This window comes from Microcoleus sp. PH2017_34_RAT_O_A (genome assembly GCF_020737885.1).
GTDB lineage: Bacteria > Cyanobacteriota > Cyanobacteriia > Cyanobacteriales > Microcoleaceae > Microcoleus.
The window spans coordinates 1-23,729 of the sequence record NZ_JAEQDD010000005.1 but is presented as its reverse complement, the minus strand read 5'-3'; the positions used below and the strand labels follow the sequence as shown (position 1 = coordinate 23,729).

At 44.3% G+C, this 23,729-nt stretch carries 22 protein-coding genes; 12 read left to right on the top strand and 10 right to left on the bottom strand.

Translation table 11 applies throughout. The features are described from left to right. Positions 1 to 744: 744 nt before the first annotated feature. The 3 genes from JGK11_RS03630 to JGK11_RS03620 form a co-directional block, all read right to left on the bottom strand. Positions 745 to 2,172 carry an MFS transporter gene (locus tag JGK11_RS03630; protein WP_293210603.1) on the bottom strand — a complete coding sequence of 476 codons (1,428 nt, stop codon included), beginning with the start codon at positions 2,170 to 2,172 and terminating at the stop codon, positions 745 to 747. Between the two features lie 535 nt (positions 2,173 to 2,707). Further along, complete coding sequence (locus JGK11_RS03625; protein WP_293142754.1) at positions 2,708 to 3,259, bottom strand: hypothetical protein; 552 nt, start codon at positions 3,257 to 3,259, stop codon at positions 2,708 to 2,710. Positions 3,260 to 3,378: 119 nt separating this feature from the next. Then, a complete protein-coding gene (locus tag JGK11_RS03620) occupies positions 3,379 to 4,056 on the bottom strand; it encodes an ATP-dependent Zn protease (RefSeq protein ID WP_293175219.1) in 678 nt (225 codons plus the stop codon). Between the two features lie 305 nt (positions 4,057 to 4,361). Here JGK11_RS03620 and rseP point away from each other — a divergent pair, with 305 nt between their 5' ends. The 4 genes from rseP to rpsN all read left to right on the top strand — a co-directional run bounded on the left by rseP (position 4,362) and on the right by rpsN (position 7,988). After that, complete coding sequence (gene rseP / locus JGK11_RS03615) at positions 4,362 to 5,462, top strand: RIP metalloprotease RseP (RefSeq protein ID WP_293210601.1); 1,101 nt, start codon at positions 4,362 to 4,364, stop codon at positions 5,460 to 5,462. A gap of 275 nt (positions 5,463 to 5,737) precedes the next feature. Next, the gene (locus tag JGK11_RS03610) at positions 5,738 to 6,496 is read left to right on the top strand and encodes a Uma2 family endonuclease (protein WP_293175223.1); all 759 of its coding nucleotides are present in this window, start codon (positions 5,738 to 5,740) and stop codon (positions 6,494 to 6,496) included. A gap of 166 nt (positions 6,497 to 6,662) precedes the next feature. Then, entirely contained in the window at positions 6,663 to 7,307 is a 645-nt protein-coding gene (gene nth, locus JGK11_RS03605; protein WP_293128024.1) for an endonuclease III, read from the top strand. A gap of 378 nt (positions 7,308 to 7,685) precedes the next feature. Further along, positions 7,686 to 7,988, top strand: coding sequence for a 30S ribosomal protein S14 (rpsN, locus tag JGK11_RS03600; RefSeq protein WP_265235916.1), 303 nt, complete (start codon positions 7,686 to 7,688; stop codon positions 7,986 to 7,988). A 257-nt stretch (positions 7,989 to 8,245) separates the two neighbouring features. Here the strand turns inward: rpsN and JGK11_RS03595 are convergent, their stop codons facing one another. Continuing rightward, the gene (locus tag JGK11_RS03595; RefSeq protein ID WP_293142731.1) at positions 8,246 to 8,575 is read right to left on the bottom strand and encodes a hypothetical protein; all 330 of its coding nucleotides are present in this window, start codon (positions 8,573 to 8,575) and stop codon (positions 8,246 to 8,248) included. A gap of 65 nt (positions 8,576 to 8,640) precedes the next feature. On the opposite strand from JGK11_RS03595, the gene aat reads away from it, so the two are divergent. The 3 genes from aat to leuS all read left to right on the top strand — a co-directional run bounded on the left by aat (position 8,641) and on the right by leuS (position 13,100). Next, the gene (aat, locus tag JGK11_RS03590) at positions 8,641 to 9,219 is read left to right on the top strand and encodes a leucyl/phenylalanyl-tRNA--protein transferase (protein ID WP_293193042.1); all 579 of its coding nucleotides are present in this window, start codon (positions 8,641 to 8,643) and stop codon (positions 9,217 to 9,219) included. 104 nt (positions 9,220 to 9,323) lie between these two features. Beyond that, a complete protein-coding gene (locus JGK11_RS03585; RefSeq protein WP_293210599.1) occupies positions 9,324 to 10,067 on the top strand; it encodes a Uma2 family endonuclease in 744 nt (247 codons plus the stop codon). 435 nt (positions 10,068 to 10,502) lie between these two features. Then, on the top strand, positions 10,503 to 13,100 hold the full coding sequence (leuS, locus tag JGK11_RS03580; protein WP_293210597.1) for a leucine--tRNA ligase: 2,598 nt from the start codon (positions 10,503 to 10,505) through the stop codon (positions 13,098 to 13,100). Positions 13,101 to 13,188: 88 nt separating this feature from the next. On the opposite strand, the gene JGK11_RS03575 is transcribed toward leuS, so the two are convergent. Continuing rightward, positions 13,189 to 13,992, bottom strand: a complete 804-nt coding sequence (locus JGK11_RS03575) for a helix-turn-helix domain-containing protein (RefSeq protein WP_293175231.1) — start codon at positions 13,990 to 13,992, stop codon at positions 13,189 to 13,191. 183 nt (positions 13,993 to 14,175) lie between these two features. Here JGK11_RS03575 and JGK11_RS03570 point away from each other — a divergent pair, with 183 nt between their 5' ends. After that, positions 14,176 to 15,180: a site-specific DNA-methyltransferase gene (locus JGK11_RS03570; protein WP_293193029.1), complete on the top strand. Its 1,005-nt coding sequence runs from the start codon at positions 14,176 to 14,178 to the stop codon at positions 15,178 to 15,180. 34 nt (positions 15,181 to 15,214) lie between these two features. Then, entirely contained in the window at positions 15,215 to 16,111 is an 897-nt protein-coding gene (locus tag JGK11_RS03565; protein ID WP_293210595.1) for an alpha/beta fold hydrolase, read from the top strand. 61 nt (positions 16,112 to 16,172) lie between these two features. Here the strand turns inward: JGK11_RS03565 and JGK11_RS03560 are convergent, their stop codons facing one another. Continuing rightward, positions 16,173 to 17,021 (bottom strand): SAM-dependent chlorinase/fluorinase, encoded by an 849-nt coding sequence (locus JGK11_RS03560; protein WP_293210592.1) that lies wholly within the window; start codon positions 17,019 to 17,021, stop codon positions 16,173 to 16,175. Positions 17,022 to 17,039: 18 nt separating this feature from the next. Between JGK11_RS03560 and JGK11_RS03555 the strand changes: the two genes are divergently transcribed. Further along, the gene (locus tag JGK11_RS03555; RefSeq protein ID WP_293210590.1) at positions 17,040 to 17,894 is read left to right on the top strand and encodes a DUF3598 family protein; all 855 of its coding nucleotides are present in this window, start codon (positions 17,040 to 17,042) and stop codon (positions 17,892 to 17,894) included. Positions 17,895 to 18,130: 236 nt separating this feature from the next. On the opposite strand, the gene JGK11_RS03550 is transcribed toward JGK11_RS03555, so the two are convergent. The 3 genes from JGK11_RS03550 to JGK11_RS03540 all read right to left on the bottom strand — a co-directional run bounded on the left by JGK11_RS03550 (position 18,131) and on the right by JGK11_RS03540 (position 21,069). Continuing rightward, entirely contained in the window at positions 18,131 to 18,811 is a 681-nt protein-coding gene (locus JGK11_RS03550) for a GIY-YIG nuclease family protein (protein ID WP_293207879.1), read from the bottom strand. Positions 18,812 to 18,981: 170 nt separating this feature from the next. Then, positions 18,982 to 19,845, bottom strand: a complete 864-nt coding sequence (locus tag JGK11_RS03545; protein WP_293210588.1) for an aldo/keto reductase — start codon at positions 19,843 to 19,845, stop codon at positions 18,982 to 18,984. 429 nt (positions 19,846 to 20,274) lie between these two features. Further along, positions 20,275 to 21,069 carry an ABC transporter permease gene (locus tag JGK11_RS03540; protein WP_325315485.1) on the bottom strand — a complete coding sequence of 265 codons (795 nt, stop codon included), beginning with the start codon at positions 21,067 to 21,069 and terminating at the stop codon, positions 20,275 to 20,277. Between the two features lie 461 nt (positions 21,070 to 21,530). Between JGK11_RS03540 and JGK11_RS03535 the strand changes: the two genes are divergently transcribed. Then, the gene (locus JGK11_RS03535; protein WP_293182205.1) at positions 21,531 to 22,604 is read left to right on the top strand and encodes a radical SAM protein; all 1,074 of its coding nucleotides are present in this window, start codon (positions 21,531 to 21,533) and stop codon (positions 22,602 to 22,604) included. Between the two features lie 178 nt (positions 22,605 to 22,782). Continuing rightward, on the top strand, positions 22,783 to 23,061 hold the full coding sequence (locus JGK11_RS03530) for a hypothetical protein (protein WP_293210585.1): 279 nt from the start codon (positions 22,783 to 22,785) through the stop codon (positions 23,059 to 23,061). Positions 23,062 to 23,125: 64 nt separating this feature from the next. Here the strand turns inward: JGK11_RS03530 and ndk are convergent, their stop codons facing one another. Continuing rightward, positions 23,126 to 23,575, bottom strand: a complete 450-nt coding sequence (ndk, locus tag JGK11_RS03525) for a nucleoside-diphosphate kinase (RefSeq protein ID WP_293182203.1) — start codon at positions 23,573 to 23,575, stop codon at positions 23,126 to 23,128. Positions 23,576 to 23,729 lie beyond the last annotated feature (154 nt).

Sequence of the window (23,729 nt, the reverse complement as noted above, 5' to 3'; positions counted from 1 at the left end):
TAACACCATTGGGCCGATTTGTGGAACGACAACTAATCCAATCAATTTCCGACAAAAATCTGTCTTTATCTTTTAATTGTCAACTTTTTTAAGATCTGGATTGCTTTTTAAGTTTATATAATTAAACTGCGCTAACATTATATCACCCACGGATCTATATAATGGGCAAACGACATAAAAATTAATATTTTGTTAATACAAAGTCGATCGACATTTGGAAAAACTCAAGGCTTCTGGGTTTTGCTACCGGGCGGATGGCGCTGGGCGATGTGATGTTTTGTCGCTGAAACATGGGGTTTCTGGGCTTTTCCACTCTTGCTAAAACCATCGCTATGATTCGCCATCCTACTATGAGAGCTATATCAATATTAGCCGGAAACCCGCAACGGGGTGTTTTTTGGGATTAACCGATGAAAGAGGTTTATAACACGTTCTTCATTCAGTTGACAGTTGACTTGGGACAGCACTTGACAAAGGAAGGAAGAGGATTGGATTAATGAATAGTCGGATTTTAATTTCTCCATACAAGGGTTCCGGCTTTCAACCAATTCTTTCGGGTAAGAGGATACAAATAGTTGGCAAGCAATCCGATAATTGTTCTGGAATCTCAGCCGTATGAGCTTTTGACAAGTGTTATTTTGTGATACTCATTAGACTTGGATTGCATAAATATTCCCTTGATACAACAACCGCTCATTAACGCTGATTAGAGAGCGCACAAATGCAATTAAAGTCTATTGAATATTACAGATTATGTGCTTTCTTTTCTCGAAGTTTCAACAAAATCTCTGCGTGAACTTCGCGGGTAATCGGATAGAAATATGTAAGAATCATGCCGCAGATTAAAGCAATTGTGGGCAGTGGCCCGATCGCAACTCGAATCGCGAACAGGGCAGAATCGGGCTGTACAGGCGCAGCCTGTCCCTGAACAGTAGCGAGAAATCCAGCTTGTTCTAATGCTTGACCTACCAACCACAAGCCGATCGCCAAACCAATTTTTTGCAGCAACACCATAAACGAATAGAACACGCCTTCGCGTCTTTCGCCTGTTTGGAGTTCGTCGAGTTCAATCACATCCGGTATCATCGACCAAGGTACAAGATAAGCAGTAGAAACTCCCACACCAGCCATAACTGCTAACAGGTACATCTGGACGACTTGTCCGGGTTGTAGGAAAAACAGTCCGGCTTGGGCGATAATCCACAAACTCATGCCCATAAAATAAACAGCTTTTTTGCCATAGCGTTCGCTAACTCTACTCCAAACAAATAACATGGCGAGTGCGGTGCCTTGAACTGCGATCGCAGTTTGGGTAAAAGTTGCTGGCGGCAGATTCATCCAGTTGATGACAAAGTAAGGCAAAATCGAAGCAGTTAATTGCACTCCCAGCCAAGAACAGAGATAAATTCCAATTACGTACAAAAAAGGGCGATTGTTAAATGCAATCCGCAACTGTTCTCCTATCGGCAAAGAGGTTGAATTGTCTTCTACGGGATTGTCTTGCAATTGAGAGAGGACGTGTTTTCGGGTTCCGAAAAAGCACCAGTACAAAGGCAATACTGAAATTACTGTACAGATGGCGCCTAATATTAAGTATTTTTGGGTGTCATCTTTAACTAAGGCAAAGATAATTTGCGCGATAATTAATGACAAAATGCTGCCGCCGATCGAGAAAGTAAACCGGAAACTGTTAAGGCTAGTGCGTTCGTTGTAGTCTTGGGTTAATTCTGGGGTGAGGGCGGTGTAAGGCAGGTTGACGGCGGTGTAGGCTGTGTTAAACAATATGCCGATCGCCACATAGTACCAAAACAATATCGTAGGATCTTTGCTGGGAACAATCCACTGCAAAAAGAAGAAGATGCCGAAAGGAATTGCGCCGTAAACCATCCAAGGATAGCGGCGGCCCCAGGGGTGAGAGGTGCGATCGCTCAAAACCCCCACAATCGGGTCATTTACAGCATCCCAAACCTTGCCGATCAGCAAAATGTTGCTAGCAGTCCCCGCAGCCAAACCCGCCACGTTGGTAAAGAAAAACAGCAGGAAAAACACCAGCACATTCGCAGTAATTGCGGGGCCGAGGTCTCCCGCGCCGTATGCTAACTTTGTGGAGAAACTGAGTTTTTTTGCTTCGGGGTTGTCGGCGGCCCTTTCAGGGGGGGAAATGTTGCTCATAAACTTTTATGTCGGGATTTTTGGGCGATGATTTCGGGATTTTTGGGCGATCGCAGTCTTTCCAATAGGAGTATAACTCGCGTTAAGCTGTAATACTAAGTTTTTTTTTGCGATCGGGACTTTTCTGAAGATTTCGTAATTGGTAATTGGTAATTGGTAATTGAATAGTAGAGGCAGGTTTTACCAACAATCTTTAATTCCCACCAACAATCGAACTAAACCCGCCCGCACCAAGCGACAGAAATTCGATCGCACATTTGAATGATTTGTGATTGGCAATTGAGAATTTGCCATTGATAATTGGACTTATGCACCTATAGCAATCCTTGAGTCCTGGACGCAACTGGAACTTTTATGGAACTATTTTTTGGGTCACTTGTTGCGTTTGAGCGCTTAAATATAAGAGCGCCCAAGCGCAACTACGTACCTTGATTTAATGTGACAGTGGCATCTAGGAATGACCTGGTTGAAAGTAATAAGTTGAAATCTTTGAATGTTGTGAATTATTCAATTGAAAATTCTAAATCTAAAATTACTAGGTTAGCAATCTAGATTTGACGGTAATGGCTCCCACACACCATAAAATAGCGTTAACCATCTCCGAACGCTGGATGTCCTCTTCAGCTAAAAAACTGGCAAACTCTTCATCAATATTCAGGTGGTCTGCAAAAGCATAAAGCACGCGTTTGTAATTTGTGGGCATGGGTGTTAATGTGACTTTTACTAAATTTAACAGCGCGTTCAAACAGTTAAGCATAATCCCTGATTCGTCAATATCTTCTGCATCGAGCAAGTACAGGGTTTCTGCAATGTCGCAAATAGCGTCTATTTGTGTGGGTGGTGTTCCCAGTTCGCTGACATCGATATCGCACAGTTTGAGAGCATTAATCGCTAGTTGTGGACGGGTAAAAAATACAAGTTGACCGCCAGCTACTAAAGGCGGTTCTTCTTCTCCACAGACAATGAGAGTATACAGATTAGGTACTTCGGTGTCGGGGTCGATGCGGAAACCTAACAGCCGCAGCAATTTTTCTTGATTGGGGTTGGCTGTTTGCAGTTTGGTTGCGAAAAGTTTTGATTGTGACATGATTTTTTAATTGCGATAAAATTAATGCTATTAAACCAGATTTCTAGGCAAAATCCGGGCTTGAGTGAGACACCTACAAATAAACTGGGTTCAAGAAGCCAGAGTGCACAAGTTGTGTGCTACAAATTTTGTTGGATGATGTCGCAGCATTCAGCGACGGTTGCTCTTTTTTCCATGGCTGCGACTAGGGCTTGGTAAGCGGATTGATGGCTTTCGATTAGGGTTTTTGCTCGCAGCGAGCCCCAGTTTTGTTTGAGTTGAATTTCGGAAACGGGACGGCGTAGTTGTGTTAAAATTGCGCTGATTTTTGTACGGTCTTCTGCTCCTCCTATGGCGTTGCCGTAAACAACTTTTTCGGCGACTATTCCGGCCATCCAGACGGTGCAGTATTGGTCTAAAAGTTGGACGGAAAGAGTGCCGTTTTCGAGTTGAGATGCTAGTTGTTGGTCTGCAAATCGGACGCCGCCTTGGGCTGTTTGACCTTGTTTGAATGCTTCAAGAGCGTTGAGGGCGTAGCTGGTTACGGGAATTCCCAACAGGTGGGCGACGAGGAAGTGTCCGGCTTCGTGGTGGAGGATACGATCGCGCTTTTCTTTAGAACTTCCCCCCAGCAAATCTACTAATATTGTACCGCCTTGACCTTGCCACTGGAAACTGTCGAGGGTGGCTAGCCCCAACAGGCAAAAGGTGGCGATCGCAGGTACGGCCTCTGGTAGGTTGAATAGGGGGCCCAATATTATCGAAACGGTGATGGCGAAGATAGAAATAGCGATAATATTCAAAGAAGTGTCTTTCATTATTGGGAATTGGTAATGGGGAATTGGTAATGGGGAATTGGTAATGGGGAATTGGTTATTTGTGATTAGACCAACAACTAGCAACTAACAACTGACTACGGACTAATGTTTAGTTTCGTAGTGTATATCGCACATTTGACCAAAATCTACACAAGCCAGATCGCGAGGGCCCGCGCGATCTGGCCCGGACGTTAGCTTAAAATGCCATCTTCCAGTTTGACTGAAAATTGTCGATCCCAAGCCGCCTACATTAAAAAGATATTAAAATAAATCAAAGTCAAGTAAAAGTGTTAGTGGAATCCTTCATGTCAGTTTTGGCAGCGATCGCAGTTTTAGGTATCTTGATTGTCGTTCACGAACTCGGCCACTTCCTGGCGGCGAGACTTCAACACATTCACGTCAACCGCTTCTCCATCGGTTTCGGGCCCATTTTGTGGAAGTACCAAGGCCCGGAAACTGAATATGCCCTCCGCGCCTTTCCCCTGGGAGGTTTCGTGGGTTTCCCGGATGACGATCCAGACAGCACTATTCCCCCCAATGACCCGAATTTGCTGCGGAACCGCCCTGTGATCGATCGGGCGATCGTCATTAGTGCAGGAGTAATTGCCAACTTAATTTTTGCTTACTTCCTGCTGGTGGTGCAATTAACCACGGTTGGCGCTGCATCTATGAACTACCTACCGGGAGTTAAAGTCCCGGAAGTCGCTGCGGAAGTTAGTTCGGCGGCCTTCCAAGCGGGAATTCGATCGGGCGACATTGTTCTGTCCGTTGATGGCAAGGAATTGGGCGCGAACCGCGAAGCAATCAAATCTTTAGTCTCAGCCATCCAAGATCATCCCAATCAACCCCTGGCCCTAGAAATTCAGCGCGAAGAACAAAAATTTGTGGTGACAGTTACTCCCGAATTGTCCCCCGACGGTAAAGGTAAGATTGGCGTGCAGCTAACTTCTAACGGTACCGTCGTGCGGGAACGGGCAGGAATTGTAGAGGCATTTAGCAAGGCTGCAACTGAGTTTGAGCGAATTGTAGTGCTGACGTTTCAAGGTTTCGGGCAGTTACTTAGCAATTTCAGTCAGACTGCTGAAAAGTTGTCCGGGCCTGTGGCAATTGTAGCCATTGGTGCAGGAATTGCGCGATCGGATGCTGCGAATTTGTTTCAGTTTGCGGTATTAATTAGTATAAATTTGGCTGTGATTAATATCTTGCCTTTGCCTGCTTTAGATGGCGGTCAACTAGCTTTTCTGTTAATAGAAGGACTGCGGGGCAAGCCTCTGCCAAACCGCATTCAAGAAAATGTGATGCAGACTGGTTTGGTGCTGTTGTTGGGTTTGGGAATTTTCTTGATTGTTCGCGATACTGCTAATTTGGCAGGCTTTGATTTGATGCGAACTCTCCGACAACAGTAGTCAGTTGGTAGTTGTCAATTGGCAGTTGACAGTTGACAGTTGACAGTTGTTCGTTGTCAGCAGTCATAGTGCTGTCCCCGCTCGCGAACAGCAGTCAGCAGCCATTAGTTATTACATAGCTGATGACTGCTGACTAATATACAGCCTTTCTCAAAAAAGTGAGGTATGCCCGCTAATCTTATGCCCTATGCCCCATGCCCTATGCCCCATGCCCATGCGTACCTCATCTTTCTGAGAAAGGCTATAAATTAACCAGTAAAATTGGAGAAATAGCAATGGTCACACAACTGCAATCTCCCGAAAAAGCAAAGATTATCTATCCAGATGATAACGGCGAACCAATGTCAGATAATACCGAACAGTTTAGATTGATCGTGTGGATCAAAGAAAATTTAGAACTGTTATTTGCCAGCATGGCTGATGTTTTTGTAGCGGGAAACTTACTGTGGTATCCAGTAGAAGGAAATAACAAGATTTCTCAAGCGCCAGATGCGATGGTAGTCTTCGGAAGACCGAAAGGTTATCGAGGCTCCTACCAACAATGGCATGAAGAGAACATTGTGCCGCAAGTGGCGTTTGAAATTTGGTCGCCGGGAAATCGGCTGACTCCGATGCTCCAAAAACTGAGATTTTACGAACAGTACGGCGTAGAAGAATATTATCTGTACGATCCGGCGAATGTGGATTTAACTATATGGCAGCGCCGAGAGGAACGGTTAGAACCAATCGAAGAAGTAAACGGCTGGGTAAGTCCAAGAATGGGAGTGCGGTTTCAACTATCAGAAACTGAACTACAAATATTCAGCCCTGATGGAACACCGTTTGTGAGTTTTGTGGAACTCGCTCAACTTCGAGAACAAGCAGAATTAAGGGCCGAACAAGAACGGCAAAGGGCTGAACAAGAACGGCAAAGGGCCGAACAAGAACGGCAAAGGGCCGAACAGGCAGAAGTTTTGCTGGAGCAAGAACGATCGCGCTCGCAAGCTTTAGAAGCTCGGCTCCGAGACATGGGAATTGACCTCAATCAGTTGTAAATGACTAAGATTAAATTGGGAGTATCTCAGTTTTGATTTTATAGTGCTGTCCCCGCTCGCGATCGCGACTCGCGAGCGGGGACAGCACTGTATAATTCCGATGTCACCGGCAAGAATATAACTAATGACTGATGACTGATGACCAATGACTGATGACCAATGACTGATGACTAAAAAGTTAAGTTTAAAACAAAAATCGCTCGAAATTCTGATTCGCCTCAAACGGCTGTATCCAGAAGCCCCTTGCACTCTCAACTACGAAACTCCCGTGCAGTTGATGGTGGCGACGATTCTGGCGGCTCAGTGTACGGATGAGCGCGTAAATCTGGTAACGCCGGCTTTGTTTGAGCGTTTCCCGGATGCGGAGGCTTTGGCAAATGCTGATTTGGATGAATTGGAGCGTCTGGTGCGATCGACTGGTTTTTACCGGAATAAGTCTAAAAATATTAAAGCTGCTTGTTGGGCGATCGTCAATAAATTCAACAATCAAGTGCCGCAGCAAATGGAACTGCTGCTAGAATTGCCCGGAGTTGCCCGCAAAACCGCTAATGTCGTCCTCGCCCACGCTTTTGATATTCATCAGGGCGTGACGGTAGACACTCACGTCAAGCGTTTGAGTCAGCGGTTGGGATTGACTGAACACGCCGATCCAATTCGGATCGAGCGGGATTTGATGCTATTGTTGCCGCAGCCGGATTGGGAAAATTGGTCAATTCGGTTGGTGTATCACGGCCGAGCAGTTTGTAATGCGAGAAAGCCGATTTGCAATATTTGCGAACTTGCAGATTTATGTCCTTCTGCTAATAGTTAGATTTTCCACCAGTTTCAGGAATAGGCAAGATGCCTGTCCCACAAAAAAGCTTAAATAATTGTGGCACTAATTTCAAGAACAGGCATCTTGCCTGTCCCACAAAAAATCTTAAATAGTTGTGGAACAGGCATCTTGCCTGTTGCAAAAAAAGCTTAAATAATTGTGTAACAGGCATCTTGCCTGTTGCAAAAAAAGCTTAAATAATTGTGGAACAGGCATCTTGCCTGTTGCAAAAAAGCTTAAATAATTGTGGAAAAGGCATCTTACCTGTTGCAAAAATCTTGTCAACAAAAAAAGTAATTAAAATAAAAATGATCTAAAACCACCAAAATATAGTAAAATAGTAGATTGTGATTTATCTAAGGATATCAACAGATTATGGCTAAAAAGAGCATGGTCGAGCGCGAGAAAAAGCGCCAAAGACTCGTAGACAAGTACGCTGACAAGCGCGAAGACCTGAAAGATCAGTTCGACCAAGCAGCGAACCAGATGGACAAAATGGCGATTCACCGCCAACTGCAACAGCTACCCCGCGGCAGTTCGCGGACTCGCTTGCGGAACCGCTGCTGGGCTACAGGTCGCCCCAGGGGTTACTACCGCGATTTCGGACTGTCTCGGAACATGATGCGAGAAATGGCTCACGAAGGTCTTTTGCCCGGTGTTGTGAAGTCTAGCTGGTAGAAGTCAGTTGACAGTTGACAGTTGACAGTTGACAGTTAATATTTGTTAGTTGTCATTAGTCTGAAGGAAGAAGGAAAAAGGAAGAAGGAAGAAGGAAAAAAACTTATAAATAATCTGCAAGATTATGTTTGGGGTTTATTTTTGTTTCAGATTTCAGCTCAAACTTCCTTCTTGCTTTGTCCTTCTTGCTTCTTCCTACTTCTTCCTTTAGACATCCGTTACATCGGTTACAAAATCCGTTGCCGAACCTTCTTGCTTCATTGGCCGCAGCATTTATCGATACCGAGACTTTCGAGTAATAAGTCGCTGACGGCATTGGCGATCGCAAATTCGCCGTAAAAGCTTTTAGAAAAATCATAGGCCTGCATTTCGGTGACGATCGCAATTACGAGGCTGCCCAAATCGTTTTCGCCTTCCATGCGCTGGCGGAGGTAGATTTGGGCTGCTCTTTTAGCTATTTGCTGGTTGGCTGCTTCTGGGATAAACTCGGAGTCTAGCCATGCCAGCAGCGTTTCTTGGAGCCATTGGCCTTCTTGCTCGGGGTTTTGGGCGGGCGGCAAGGTAATAGGTTGGATGGTTTCAGACATGATTATTCGTAATTGCTAATGTTGACTTTGAAAAGTTAGCGGCAAACATGACAACTGATAAATTTATGCAATATGATATACCGTCAATTATACAGGGATACGCGCAAGGCTATTTCTTGATGGCGAATGACGGCGAGGAGAGTTTGGGGTGGTATTCGAGCCGCCAGCGGGCGCTGATACCCCTGGATGAGAGATTTATCTATCCGCGATCGCTCCGCCGGGCATTGAATCAAGAACGGTTTTCGGTGGCTGTAAACCGCGATTTTGGGGCGGTGGTTGAGGGTTGTGCCGATCGAGAAACGACGTGGATTTCTAAGGAACTCAAGCAGATTTACTGGGGATTGTATGAGGCTGGTTGGGCGTACAGCTTCGAGACTTGGTGCGGCGACGAATTGGCGGGCGGTATTTTGGGATTGTCTATAGGTGGCGCGTTTATCGGGGAATCGATGTTTTACCGGATTCCCGAGGGTTCTAAGGTGGCGATGGTGAAGTTGGTGGAGAGATTGCGCGATCGATCTTATCTACTATTCGACGCTCAAATGAACAATCCCCACTTGGAAAGATTCGGAGCTTATACTGTTAAGGAAAAACTCTATAACACGATTTTACAACAAGCCTTAAAGCGCCGCTGCTCCCTCTTTTGAATCTTCTATCTTGAGGAACTTAGGCTTTGGCTAATTCCTCACCCGATATCCCTGCTTCCAACAATAGTATAATTAAGCTGAGATACTTCTCGGAGACAACCACAATGCAAGTCACAACCGAAGAAATTATTTATCCATCCAGCGACGGTCAACCAATGGCAGAAAGTACAATTCAATACAAATTAATTGTCACAATCAAAGAAGGTTGCGAATCGCTGTTTGAAGATGACCCCAACGTGTTTGTAGCAGCAGATTTACTCTGGTATCCGGTTGAAGGTAGACCAGATATTTCTCAAGCACCAGATACGATGGTGATATTTGGCCGACCAAAAGGCGATCGACTTTCCTACATACAATCTCGCGAAGACAATATTGCTCCCCAAGTCGTCTTTGAGATTCGCTCCCACAACGACAGCCAAACTAAAATGAATAAAAAATTTTCATTTTACCAGCGTTATGGAGTTGACGAGTATTACGTTTACGATCCGCAAACAAATGAGCTGGAAGGTTGGCAAAGACTTGAAGGAATCTTAGAACCAATTGAACCAATGGAGGGATGGACAAGTCCCAGACTGGGAGTGCGATTTGAGTTGCCAGAAGAAGGTTTGGAAATCTATCGCCCTGATGGAGAAAGATTTCTTTCCTATTCCGAAATAAATGCACAGCGGCTATTAGAGCGACGGCGCGCAGAACAAGAATTTCAGCGTGCAGAACAAGAATTTCAGCGTGCCGAACAAGAATTTCAGCGTGCCGAACAAGAAGCTCTCAAGGCTCAACAAGCAGCTCAAAGGTCTCAACTTTTAGCTGCAAAACTGCGGGAATTGAACATCGATCCTGATAGCATCTAAGCAGGAATAAATGCTAAGAAAGCAGATTTATCAAATAAATCTGCTTTCTGGCAATTGCAGTTATTTATGCTTTTAGGACTTACGCATTTATGACCAAAGAAACCGGGTTTTTTGCGGTTTTATCGACTGTAACGAACTATTTTCGTAAAAACCCGGTTTCTGAACACCATTTTCCGACCCAAGAAACCGGGTTTTTTGGGGTTTTATCGACTGTAACCAAGTATTCTCGTAAAAACCCGGTTTCTGACCACCCGTACATAAGTCTGATTCTTTTAACCTAGAAATCGCCCCCAACTCAAAATTCATATACTACAATATATAATACAGATATTAGAGCCAAAATCCTTGGGGGTGCAAAAGAATCCTAATCGCGGCCCCATGAATGTGCAAAAATACTGAAGCCAACTTTATTAAACTCTGCACGGAGCAATTACTGTGGACTCCAGATACAACCCCCAATCCATAGAAGAAAAATGGCAACAGACATGGGCTGAGCAAAACTTAGACCAAATGCCAGAAGATACCGAAAAGCCTAAATTTTATGCCTTATCCATGTTTCCCTACCCGTCGGGAAGCCTGCACATGGGGCACGTCCGCAACTACACAATCATCGATGTAATTGCCAGACTCAAGCGGATGCAAGGCTATCGCGTACTCAATCCCATGGGATGGGACGCTTTTGGTTTGCCGGCAGAAAATGCGGCCATCGAGCGCGGAATTCCCCCCGCAGAATGGACATATCAAAACATTTCCCAGATGAAAGGCTTGTTTCGCCGCCTGGGTATTTCTTTCGACTGGACAAAAGAAGTTACAACCTGTTCTCCCGATTATTATCGGTGGACTCAGTGGCTGTTTTTGCAATTTTTAGAAGCAGGATTAGCATATCAGAAAGAAGCCGCAGTTAATTGGGATCCGATCGACCAAACCGTCTTAGCCAACGAACAAGTAGACAACGAAGGTCGTTCCTGGCGTTCCGGTGCCAAAGTCGAGCGCAAATTATTGCGGCAGTGGTTCCTCAAAATTACCGATTACGCCGAACAGTTATTAAACGACTTAGATAAATTGCCAGATTGGCCCGAAAGAGTCAAATTAATGCAAGCCAACTGGATTGGTAAATCTGTCGGCGCTTACTTAGAATTTCCCATTGTCGGCATGGATGAAAAAGTCGCCGTTTTTACCACTCGTCCCGATACAATTTATGGCGTGAGTTATGTTGTTTTAGCGCCGGAACATCCGTTAACTCAGCTAGTGACCACGGCAGACCAAAAAGCCGCTGTTGATACGTTCATCAAAGAAGTTGCATTGCAAAGTGAAATGGATCGCACGGCTGATGACAAACCAAAGCGCGGTATCCCCACAGGTGGCAAAGCAATCAACCCTTTCAACGATGAAGAAATTCCGATTTGGATTGCGGATTACGTGTTGTACGAATACGGCACCGGCGCAGTCATGGGAGTACCCGCCCACGACACGCGAGATTTCAAGTTTGCCAATCAATATGAACTACCGATTAAAGTAGTAATTGTGGATGATGATGAAGTTCCGCTGACGGAAGCTTACACCGAACCAGGAATTATGATTAATTCCGAAAGCTTCAACGGGATGGATTCAATTAAAGGCAAAGCCGCCATTATTCAAGCTGCCGTAAATTCAGGTTGTGGCAAAGCGCGAGTGCAATATCGCTTGAGAGATTGGTTGATTTCTAGACAGCGTTATTGGGGCGCTCCGATTCCGGTAATTCACTGTCCTAAATGCGGAACAGTGCCTGTCCCACAATCGGATTTACCCGTATTGTTGCCGGAAAATGTACAATTTACTGGCAAAGGTTCGCCCTTGGCAAAGATGCCGGAATGGGTAAACGTTCCTTGTCCGAGTTGTGGCACTCCGGCGCAGCGCGAAACGGATACGATGGATACTTTTATGGATTCATCGTGGTATTTTTTGCGCTATCCTGATGCTCAAAATCAAGCGCAAGTCTTCGATTCTGCGAAGACGAATGATTGGATGCCTGTTGACCAATATGTCGGCGGCATCGAGCACGCAATCCTGCATTTGCTGTATTCGCGGTTCTTTACGAAGGTTTTGCGCGATCGGGGTTTGATTGATTGCGACGAACCATTTAAACGCTTGTTAACTCAAGGAATGGTGCAAGCCAAAGCATACAAAAATCCTGTGACTGGCAAATATGTTTCCGCATCAGATGTAGACCCCGAAAATCCTAAAGATCCGCAAACTGGTGAAGTTTTGGAAGTCTTCTATGAGAAGATGTCCAAATCTAAATACAACGGTGTTGACCCCTTGGAAGTTATGGGGAAATATGGGGTTGATACGGCGCGGATGTTTATTTTATTCAAGGCGCCACCGGAGAAGGATTTGGAGTGGGATGACGCTGATGTGGAAGGACAATTCCGCTTTTTAAATCGGGTTTGGCGCGTGGTGACAGAGTTTGCTTCACCCCCCCCAGCCCCCCCTTGCCAAGGGGGGGAGAAAGATAATTTACCCTCTGCTATTCCTTCCCAAGGGGGGGAGAAAGAGTTGCTAAGTAAAGCTGAAAAGGATTTGCGGCGGGCGATTCACACGGCAATTAAGGAAGTGCGAGAAGATTTGGAGGGCGAGTATCAGTTTAATACTGCTGTTTCCGAAATGATGAAGTTGAACAATGCGCTGGCTGATGCTAAATGTAAGGATTCGCCCGTTTATGCCGAGGGAATTAACACTTTAATTTTGCTGTTAGCGCCTTTTTCGCCGCACATTGCTGATGAATTGTGGCATTTGATTGGTAACAGCGAATCAGTACATTTGCAAACTTGGCCTGTTGCAGATCCATCTGCTTTAGTTACTGATGAAATTACGCTGGTAATTCAAGTTATGGGTAAGACGCGCGGCACTATTCAAGTGCCTTCGGGTGCGGATAAAGCTGCTTTGGAAAATTACGCCCGCGAGTCGGATTTGGCGAAGCGCCACCTGGAGGGTAAGGAGATTAAAAAGGTAATTGTGGTTCCTGGAAAGTTGGTTAATTTCGTGGTAGCTTGAGTGTAAAAGTCTGTACTTGTCAGTCATATATCACTGCTACGCTACACAAATACAACCTAATCTCCTTTAAAGATTGACAGGGCAACTATTATTTACTATGAGAGTAGACAAGTTGCCCTTTTCTAACTAACTTTAAGGGAATTTTAGGATTGTTTAGCGGTTCGTTTCTGAGCCTCACTTTTTCTTCCCATTCTTTAAATTTAGGTTCCAGCATTTCAGGTGTAAGTTTATAAATCTCTTTGAGAGTTATGCCTTCATACAGTCCAATATACCAAGCTTCAACTCTGCGATATTTGTTAAGTATAATTTCATTTAAATGATGGTGAGTCGTGACCCCACCGCTTCTATTGAGGGCAATATTTATTGTTTTAAGTTCGTATTCTTTTCCTTCAGCGTCAATAGCATCGTTTCCTTCTCTTCCAGGCGATATCCGCAGCCCTAAAAGGATTAATAATTGTAAAGTCTTTCCCCCATTATCTTGAAAAATATCCGCAATACCATATTCACTAGCCAGATTTTGCAATTCTTGGATGCTTTTCATCGCATCTTCTAGCCGTTTAGCATCTGAGCTGCGTTCGTTTTCTGTAGTAATAGGCTCTTCAACCGGCTCCACTACCGAGGGAGAAACTGGCTCAGCTATCAGGGTATTCAGGATAGCCGTACTTTCACCGCTTTGGCTAAAGCTCAATAAATAACTAGCTGGTACGTCTAGAGCTTCAGCGAGATTCAGAATGACTTCAAAGGATGGCGATCTTTCACCCCGCTCCAATAAACTGATATAGTCAGTAGTCTTATCTGTGAGTTCGGCTAACTCCTCCTGTGTCATCCTTTTTTCTCGGCGCAACTGACTTACCTTTGCGGCAAACAGTTGTCTAGCTTCCTTGTAATTCATACCCTTCACTATTTGAAAAAAACGTACTCACAGTCCGATTTGTGAATATTACGAAGAATTTACATTTTAAAGAAGGTACTGAAAGTACGGATTAGATCGTACTTTCAGTACGAGTTAAGCTAGAATGACTATAAAATCGATCGCACTCTGTATTTTGTAACTTGCAATAATGTTCAATTAGATATGAGTAATATTTTGCCCGCCCCAGTTTATAGCACCAAGTACGGTCAAGCTTATCTGGGAGATTCTCTTCATCTCCTCAATTGTCTGGCTAGTAATTCTGTTGATTTAGTGATGACATCCCCTCCTTTTGCACTGCAACGGAAAAAGAGTTACGGTAATGAAGAACAAGACTTATATGTTGACTGGTTGCTGGGATTTGCACCGGAAATTAAAAGAGTTCTCAAGGATACGGGAAGTTTTGTGATAGACCTTGGCGGTGCTTATCAAAAAGGGATACCCGTAAGGTCGCTGTATAATTACCGCGTGCTTATTAGGTTATGCGACGAGTATGGATTTAAACTTGCTCAAGAGTTTTTCTGGTTTAATCCTTCAAAACTTCCATCTCCTATAGAGTGGGTGAATAAACGAAAAATTCGGGCAAAAGATTCTGTAAATCCTGTTTGGTGGCTTTCCAAAACTAATCAGCCTCAAGCAAATATTACTAAAGTTAAAGTAGAGTATTCTGAGAGAATGAAAAAACTCTTGAAAAATGCTGATGAATTTTATACTCCCAAGGAACGTCCTTCCGGTCATCAGATTAGTGATAAATTTGCCAAAGATAATGGAGGCGCTCTGCCATCTAATTTGCTAGAATATTCTAATGCCGATAGCAATTCTCAATACCTGCGCTTGTGCAAAGAGATTAATGTTAAGGTGCATCCGGCACGTTTCCCCAAAAAGTTACCGTCATTTTTTGTCAACTTTCTTACTGAACCGGGAGATTTAGTAGTAGATATTTTTTCTGGTTCTAATACGACTGGTCACGCAGCAGAAGAATTATCAAGAAAGTGGATTAGTTTTGAACTAGAAAAACAATATATTGCTGCCTCAACCTTGAGATTTTTACCTCAAGAATCCTTTGACAAAGCCGATGAAATATATAACAAGCTTTTGACAGAGGAACCATCGGGATTTATATTACCTCAGACTCTGCTACTGTTTGATATCAATAATTATTGTTGTTAATGTTGTTAAATCGCCGATTATTGAGTTTGCCGTAATGAATAAATTACCAAATAAATACATACATTTTTATAAGTGGCTATCGTCTTTGGTGAAATTTTGGACGATCGCCTACATCGTCTCTTGTATACTCTTGTTTAGTCTGCAAACTCGTCTCATTTTTAGTCCCACACCTGCGATCGCCAAAACACCCGATGCCTTTAAAATCCCCTACGAAGAGGTTTGGTTGCCAGTTAACGGGCGATCGCCCAAAACCGCAAAAACAGACAAAATTCACGGTTGGTGGCTGCCAACCGCCAATCCACAGCCACTAGGAACCCTATTGTACCTGCACGGCAAGGGCTTTAACATCGGTACGAATATCAATCAATCTTACCGCTTTCGGGAATTGGGTTTTTCTGTATTGCTGATGGATTATCGGGGTTACGGGCGCAGTCAAGGCAGTTTTCCCAGCGAAGCGCGGATATATGAAGATGCGGAAACAGCTTATAATTATTTAGTCAAACAGCGGCAATTGTCGCCTAGCGAAATCTTTTTGTACGGCCATTCACTCGGAGGTGCTGTTGCTGTAGAATTAGCAGTTACACATCCTAAAGTTGCGGGCTTAATTGTTCAAAGTTCTTTCACTTCCATGCTGGATATGGTAGAACGCCAAAGTTTGATGCGGTTGTTTCCGGTGCGGCTGCTGCTAACGCAAAAGTTTGATTCTTTGAACAAAGTTAAATTGCTGCGAATTCCGGTTTTGTTCGCCCACGGAACTGCTGATCCTTTGATTCCGGCGGCGATGAGTGAAAAGTTGTATGCTGCTTCTGGTGAACCTAAGCAAATTTTGCTGGTTCCTAATGCTAAGCATAATAATGGAGATGCTTTTTTTAACAGCAGCGAATACCGCAAAACTATTGTTGATTTTGCCAAAAAATCTAAAATTAGATGAATAAATAGGTTCGTAGTAAGGACTTTAGTCCTGTCTGCTTTGATGCGGACTAAAGTCCTCACTACGAACCTGATAATATTATTTCTATTTTATCTCCAACTTCTAGCTGTAAAACGGATTGAGCGCTGCCGCCGTTAACGGCAATTTCTAGCCAACCGTCAGAACCAATTATGGCTATTAAATCACCAGGCTTGCTGTCGCTGTACGTCTTACCGCTGGGGATGCGAATTAGATCGCAACTATTGCTAATTATCACTGACCAATTGTTACCTATAATGCAATTATTGGGGATATTGGTAATTAGATTGCCGAAGCGATCGACATATTGAACGCAACCTGTCGCACCTGTGGCTGTAACGGCGCAATTTGGTATCTCTAGCTGCACTAAACTTGCAGCGCTTACCGCCCTTCCCAACTCTTCCAGCGGCACCCCATTCGCCAAATGAGCGCCCACTGTGGCGAAAATATCGCGACCGTGAAACGTGCTGCTGGGTTCCGGTGTACGCCAATATTGCGGATTGGTGAGCTCCACAACGGCGATCCTCTTCGTTGGCGTAGCCCCCGTAGGGACGGGCTTCGCTAACGCATTTTCGCGACTCAACACCCCACTAAACAACCCGTTATCCGGCCCGACAAGGAAGCAACTAGCACATTTCACCGCCACCGCGCGTCTGTTGCTACCCACACCCGGATCGACGACAGCAACGTGTACAGTTTCCGCTGGAAAATAAGCAAAAGCAGCCATCAAACAAAACCTCGCCGCCGCAATATTTTGAGAGGGTATTTGGTGCGTAATGTCAATCACTTGTAACTGCGGGTTGATTTGGGCGATCGCACCTTTCATCACTCCCACATAAACATCGCTCAATCCAAAATCCGTCAGCAGAGTTATAATTCTATTTTTAGACATATATCCAAAGGTAAGAATATGGTAGCGCAGTGGGAAAACTTTCTGCAAAACTTAGGAGAATGGCACGGTTCCTTCACTCAGCTATCAACGCGGGGAGAGATACTTCAAGATACTCCCAGCATTATTTCTCTCGAAGGACTCAACGATAACAAAACTGTGCGGTTGAAACTGCGCCGTTTCTCTCCCAATCCTAGCGGTGTCGGCGAACCGGAAGTCAGCGAACTGGTTCGAGAATATCAGAGTTTGGGACGAGATATCCTGTTTTTTGAGAATGGAAATTTTTGTCAGGGAACTATTCAACTAGCGCCTTATTCTGAGTCGGGTGCCGAGTTTGGTTTTATCTACAATTATCGCCGGTTGCGCTTCGTTCAGCTCTACAATACCGACGGCAATTTATCCCAACTTACCTTAATTCGCGAAAAGCAGCCCGATAAAAATGTCCCCGAACGTCCGCCTTTAACTGTTGGGGATTTGCTGGGAGAATGGGAGGGCGAGGCTGTGACGATGTATCCAGACTGGCGTTCACCCGATCGTTATTCTACCAAACTGCAATTGGATTTGCAAAATGGCGATCGGCTCATGCAAAAAATTACTTTTGGCAGTAATCCTAACCTTATCAGTTCTAGCGGCAGCATAGATGGTTCTGTGATTAATTTTAACGAAGGTGCAACACCCGTGCAGGTTTTGTTGCTTCCCGATGGAGGTTCTTGCACTTGTCCGGTGAAAATTGAATCCAGAAAACCTATATTTTTTGAGGCCGGTTGGTTGGTAGAACCTGACTTGCGATTTCGGATGATTCGCAGTTACAATGACAAGGGTGAATGGGTAAGTTTGACTTTAGTTACTGAACGCAAAAAAGGTCTATCGTACTAATCCCAGAAACCGGGTTTCTTCCGATGTTTCTCGTACTCCACCAAAAATAGTCGCAGAAACCCGGTTTCTCGCCACCCAACAAAGAATTGGACGCACCCTAATCTCAGAAACCGGGTTTCTTTCTAGATTTATCGTACTCAACGCAAATTTGTCGAAGAAACCCGGTTTCTCGCTACCCAACGATAGAAATTCGATCGCTTACTTACAACAAACGAAACTTTATCTAGCACCGCATATTATTTTTCAGACTTTGTTTCCTGAGTTTGCGATTGAATCACGGCACTCCAATCATCATCATTATTAACAACAGCTTCCAGATGTTGGTGTCCTTCCCCATCACTTTTAGCCGCTGTTTCCAACTCTTTGCTAAGAGTAGAATCTGCCATTGCTTTACGCAATTTTAGCTTCTTTTCCTCATAAGCTTGTTGCTCAGCCGCCGACATTGCCGATCGCGCTGCTTGACCCACCGTACTCGCCCACATCTCGCTCTGGGCGCCGTTTCCAGGCGGAATACTGCCGATTTCTGCAATCCAAGCATCCCGCAAACTTTCCATTTCTTCCCGCTTTGGGAATTTAAAAGTTTGCACCCGCACAAAAGCACAATTTTCCGCGCCGTTTTGGGCAATGTGACCGTTGATTGAAAGCAGAATGTTTCGCGAATAACCTACATATTGAGTGTTGCGAGAAGAGTCCGTGACAGCGTAAACACCGGCAACTTTCGCATTACTTGCTATCATCCGCCAAGTATCGATCGACATTACTTGCGTACCGTCATTTTCTAATTCAGAAATAGCAGTCGATGCGCTATGTTCTGAGTCGGAACTGTATAAAAAATTGTGCAGTCCTTCATGGGCGACAGGTACGTTTTGATGTTCAATTGCTACGTCTCGATCGGCATTCACTTGATTAGCTTCCATAAAACTCAATTCCTCACAAAGGGGTAATTTTACTAATTAAATCTGTCGTATTATAAGCTACTCTGCATTCAAATTATATATCAAGAAATTATCAAAATCTTGTGGGGCGATACTCAGAGCATCACCCCAAATATGCAACTTAAATGCGTAACAGCTTATCAGTGAAGTTTCTAACTTGCTGCAATTTGTTGCAATTCTTCATCAGTCAATTTAACTTCGATCGCCTTTACGGAGTCCTCAATGCTCGATAATTTTGTAGCCCCGGGAATCGGAACGACACAGGGCGATTTTGCCATCAACCAAGCTAATACTATACAGTAAACTGAAACGTTTTTTTCGGCAGCTAATTTGGCGATCGCAGGCATATCTTGCAAGCTAGTGGCCCGACGGCTTCCCCCCAAAGGACTCCAGGGGAAAAATGTCAGTTTTTCGGCTTCGCAATATTCCAGTACACCGTCGGATTCCGGCTGTCTGTGCCACGGATTGTACTGATTCTGCACCGAGACAATTTCTACTGTATCGCGGGCGCGTTTGATCTGCTCTACAGAAAAGTTGGAAACTCCGATAAATCGAACCATTCCTGCTTCTACTGCTTCTTTTGCGGGTGCTAGGGCTGCTTCGATTGTATAGGCTGGATCGGGCGAGTGATATTGCCAAAGGTCGATCGGCTTTTGACCGCCCAAAGCGTCAAAACTTTCGCGAATTGTCTGCCGTAAATGGTGGGGATTACCGTTGCGCGTCCAGGCACCTTGAGGGCGCATTAAACCACCTTTCGTTGCCACAGTAACAGCCCGAATATCTCCCGTATACTCTTGCAAAGCTTTGGCAATCAAATGCTCGTTGTGGTGTTTGTCAGATTCATCTTGGCAATAAGAATCTGCGGTGTCAATCAGAGTAACGCCCAAATCGAGGGCGCGGTGAATTACCGCAATTGCTTGCGCTTCTGGCGGCCGGCCGCTTAACGACATAGGCATACCACCCAGACCGATCGCACTGATATTAAAATTACTGTTGCCCAGTTTTTTTCTTTTCATTCGTTGGCCCTCGTTTGCGTAGTTGATTGAGAGTTTAGATTTCAAGGATATGTAGAAATTTTACTGTTTTTTTGAGAATATAACTAGATAGGGGGAAAAATATTTATCCGTCCGCTGTACTGCATTCAAACTGTATATTTTCATGTACTATTCCCGACTGGTCAAACCTTCTCTCGTTGGGATCATCTCAGTTTTGTAAAAAGCATTTTTTTATTGTAGTGCTGTCCCCGCTCGCGTATTGTACAACACGCGAGCGGGGACAGCACTGTAAATGCAAAACTGAGATGATCCCTCTCTCGTTTTTCACCACAAATAATTGGTTTAAAACGGGAACCCCGATCGGGAGAAATCAAAAAAAGACGATTCATTACTCCAATCCTCTTCCTTCCAGCTTAAGCGCTGTCAACTGTCAACTGTCAACTGAATGAATTAACTCGAAGCGCTGGTGTAAAAGCGGAGTGCAAATTGCCAGAAGTACCGGGAGAAAAATAAAAGCCCGATCGCCAAAATTCCCGCCCCTGCGATCCAAACCATGTCACCTCTGCCCAGCATGGCTTCTGCCGGCACAGTAGTCAAGAAGGCAACGGGCACTACAAAAGTGAAGAAAAATCGATAAGCTGCGGGATAAGCTGCCATCGGAAATCTACCCGCTTCTAACAATCCTCTCAGGACTTCGGTAACGTTATAAATCTTGACAAACCAAATGCTGGTTGCACCCAGCATAAACCAAATACTGTAAAGAGTAATAGTGCCAAATAACAACGGTATTGCTGTTAAAAAATAGTTGCCTATTCCTACTCCCAATTTATTAGCAGCATACAGCAACAATACGGTGCCGAAGATTAAATCCGGGATTCCCCAAGGGGAAACTGTGTTTGCAGATAGCCAGAATTGGGAACTGATGGGTTTGAGGAGGACAAAATCGAGAGTACCTTGCTGGACTCGATCGACAATACGGCTGAGGTTGGGCGCCAGAAAAGTTGACGAAAACCCCTGCAAAACCGTAAAAATGCCGAGTACAACTAAAGCTTCTTCCCACGAATAGCCAGAAAAGCTGTAGCCAGTACGGTAAAACAGCGACAGGCCAAACCAACTACCAGCAAGGTTTCCGAGGCTGCTGAGGGTTGCGAGGACAAAGTTGATCCGGTATTCGAGCTCCGCTGCGATCGCTGCACCCCAGAACAATTTCAGTACGTGCAAATATCGTCCCATGTTTATCGCCATTTTTTTCCGTTGAAATACTTAAATTCCTTCATATTTTAAAGGTTGTGTGAAGCTAAATGCTGTACGGACACCTTATTTCATTATAACTTTAAGTTATTGGTACTGCATACTTAAGTAATTTTACTGAGCCAAATTATTAAGTTTTTTAACAAATTTTCAGTAAGATTTACAATTTATTGATTTAAGTCAATTTCAGGCTGATACTTTCTGCCACTTATTAAGCAGGATTCATCTTTAAACACAAATAATCGCTTGATACATTTGAAATACTAATATGTTACAATACTTCATATTATAAAATTTTAAAAATCATCTACCTATATCCCAAAGAGACGATTAGGATGGTGCATACGTACTCACGAGGAATAGGTAACGAGGAATAAGGAGAAATACGTAACCCTACTTACCAAGCTCGATTTCATAACATTGACTTAAGTAACAACACGTAAGGGAACAAAAACATGGATGCTTTAACTTTATCCAGACTGGGCGTCAAACACACCAAGAGTGCAGTAGCCGAATCGCTGCGGATCAATACAGGGCTAGACATGACAACCCCAGTTACTTTTTACGGAATTGTCAACGAGCACTGCAACGTGAAATGCCGTCAATGCGAGTATTGGCGCCTCAAAGAATATAAAGACGAAATGACGATCGAAGATTGGCAAAATGCCCTGTTGAGTGTCAAAGAATTTATCGGCGAATTTTCCATCAACTTTAGCGGTGGCGAACCTTATATTAAGAAAGGTTTTCTAGACTTGCTGACATTTGCCAACAAAAACGGCATCCACGCCGGTGTCACCACAAACGGCTATTGTATGACTCGGGAAAATGCAGCGAAAACTGTAGCGGCGCGTCCTTTTAATGTGAATATGTCCGTTGACGGGCCGAACGCAGAATTGCACGATTATTTGCGCGGTCAACCCGGATTGTTTGACAGACTTTCCAAAGGAATCGTTTATCTGCGCGAAGAACAAGAAAAACAAAACGTCCTGTTTCCAATCAACGTCAAACCAACTATCAATCGGCTCAACTTCCGCCACCTAGAGGAAATTGTAACCTGGGCGAAAGGAATTGGAGCCACGACGGTGAACTTCCAACCAGTCAACCGCTGGACACCAGAAACCTATTCGGAATTGTGGGTAGAAGAAGAAGACAGGGAAGAATTTTCACAGGTAATTGAGCGCTTAATAGATATGAAGAAAAACGGCGCACCAATTATGAACAGCGATGAAGTATTGCGTTTGATGGTTCCTCACTTCCAGGAACAAAAAGCTCCTGATTCGACTCGGCCTTGTCGTGTTGGACTCCGCAATTACTGGATTGATACGCGCGGCGATGTAAAATTGTGCGATGAATATCCGGTGATTGGCAATGTGAAAGAGACCAGTGCCCGCGAGATTTGGTACGGCGAAAAAGCTCAGGAAGTCCGCCGGGATACTTTGAATTGTGGCAAGCTTTGTCTGATTACTTGTGTGTCGCAAAAGACGATTTTGGACAAGGTGAAAATGGGCATGAAGTTATTAAAGAATTGAGGTTTGAGCAGTGTTAAAATTGCTGGTGTTCATGGTAGCCGGGTTTTGGTAAAAAACCCGGTTTTTTGTTTGATGAATTGTCTTGAGGTTTGTAGTAAAAACTTTAGTCCTCAATTTTTTAAAGAGTTATAGTTGTAGTGTGTGTGACCGCGAAAAATCCTGATACATACCAGGGACTATGAATTTTCACGCACCCTTTTCTACCATTTTTACACAGTTTTCTGGGATTTGGGTGCGTTTAATTCTCTCGCTGCGTGGCGATAAACCGGGTTTCTCCGACAATTTTTGGTGGATTACGAGAGATAAGGGAATCAACCCGGTTTCTGGGATTTGGGTGCGTTTAATTCTCTCGCTGCGTGGCGAGAAACCGGGTTTCTTCGACAATTTTCGGTGGATTACGAGAGATAAGGGAATCAACCCGGTTTCTGGGATTTGGGTGGTCAAAAAAAATATATAAATGCGACTTGATTATTATGAAAAATAAGAATATCTCCCGATTAACAATCGGGAGAACATCAAAACTACTCCACAGTCCAAGGACTCAAACAAGGAGTCCAAGCACTTAATTCTTCAGGTTTAAACCAGAGACTAATTTCCTGATTTGCAGTCTCGACAGCATCAGAACCGTGAATAATATTGCGGCCAACATTCACAGCCAAATCGCCGCGAATTGTTCCCGGTTCAGAATTCAGAGGATTTGTCGCGCCAATCATTTTTCTCGCCGACGCCACAACGCCGCCCCCTTCCCACACCATCGCCACCATCGGCCCGGAAGTGATGAAGTCTACCAGTCCCGCAAAAAACGGTCTTTCTTTGTGTACGGCGTAATGCTGTTCGGCTAGTTCGCGACTCGCCGTGATTAGCTTCATCCCAACTAGCGTAAAGCCTTTGGCTTCAAAACGACCGATAATTTCGCCGACGAGTCCGCGCTGTACGCCGTCGGGCTTAATCGCTAAAAAAGTCCGTTCCAAGATTAACTCCTATTGTTTTCTTAACCGATCCAAAAGACAGAGTAGCTCACAATGCACCTAAGGGAGCACCACAGAATGATTGATCCTATAATGACCCAAAGATAATTTCAGTGTGCAGCGTATCTTATGTCTCTAAAATCTATCATGAAACTGA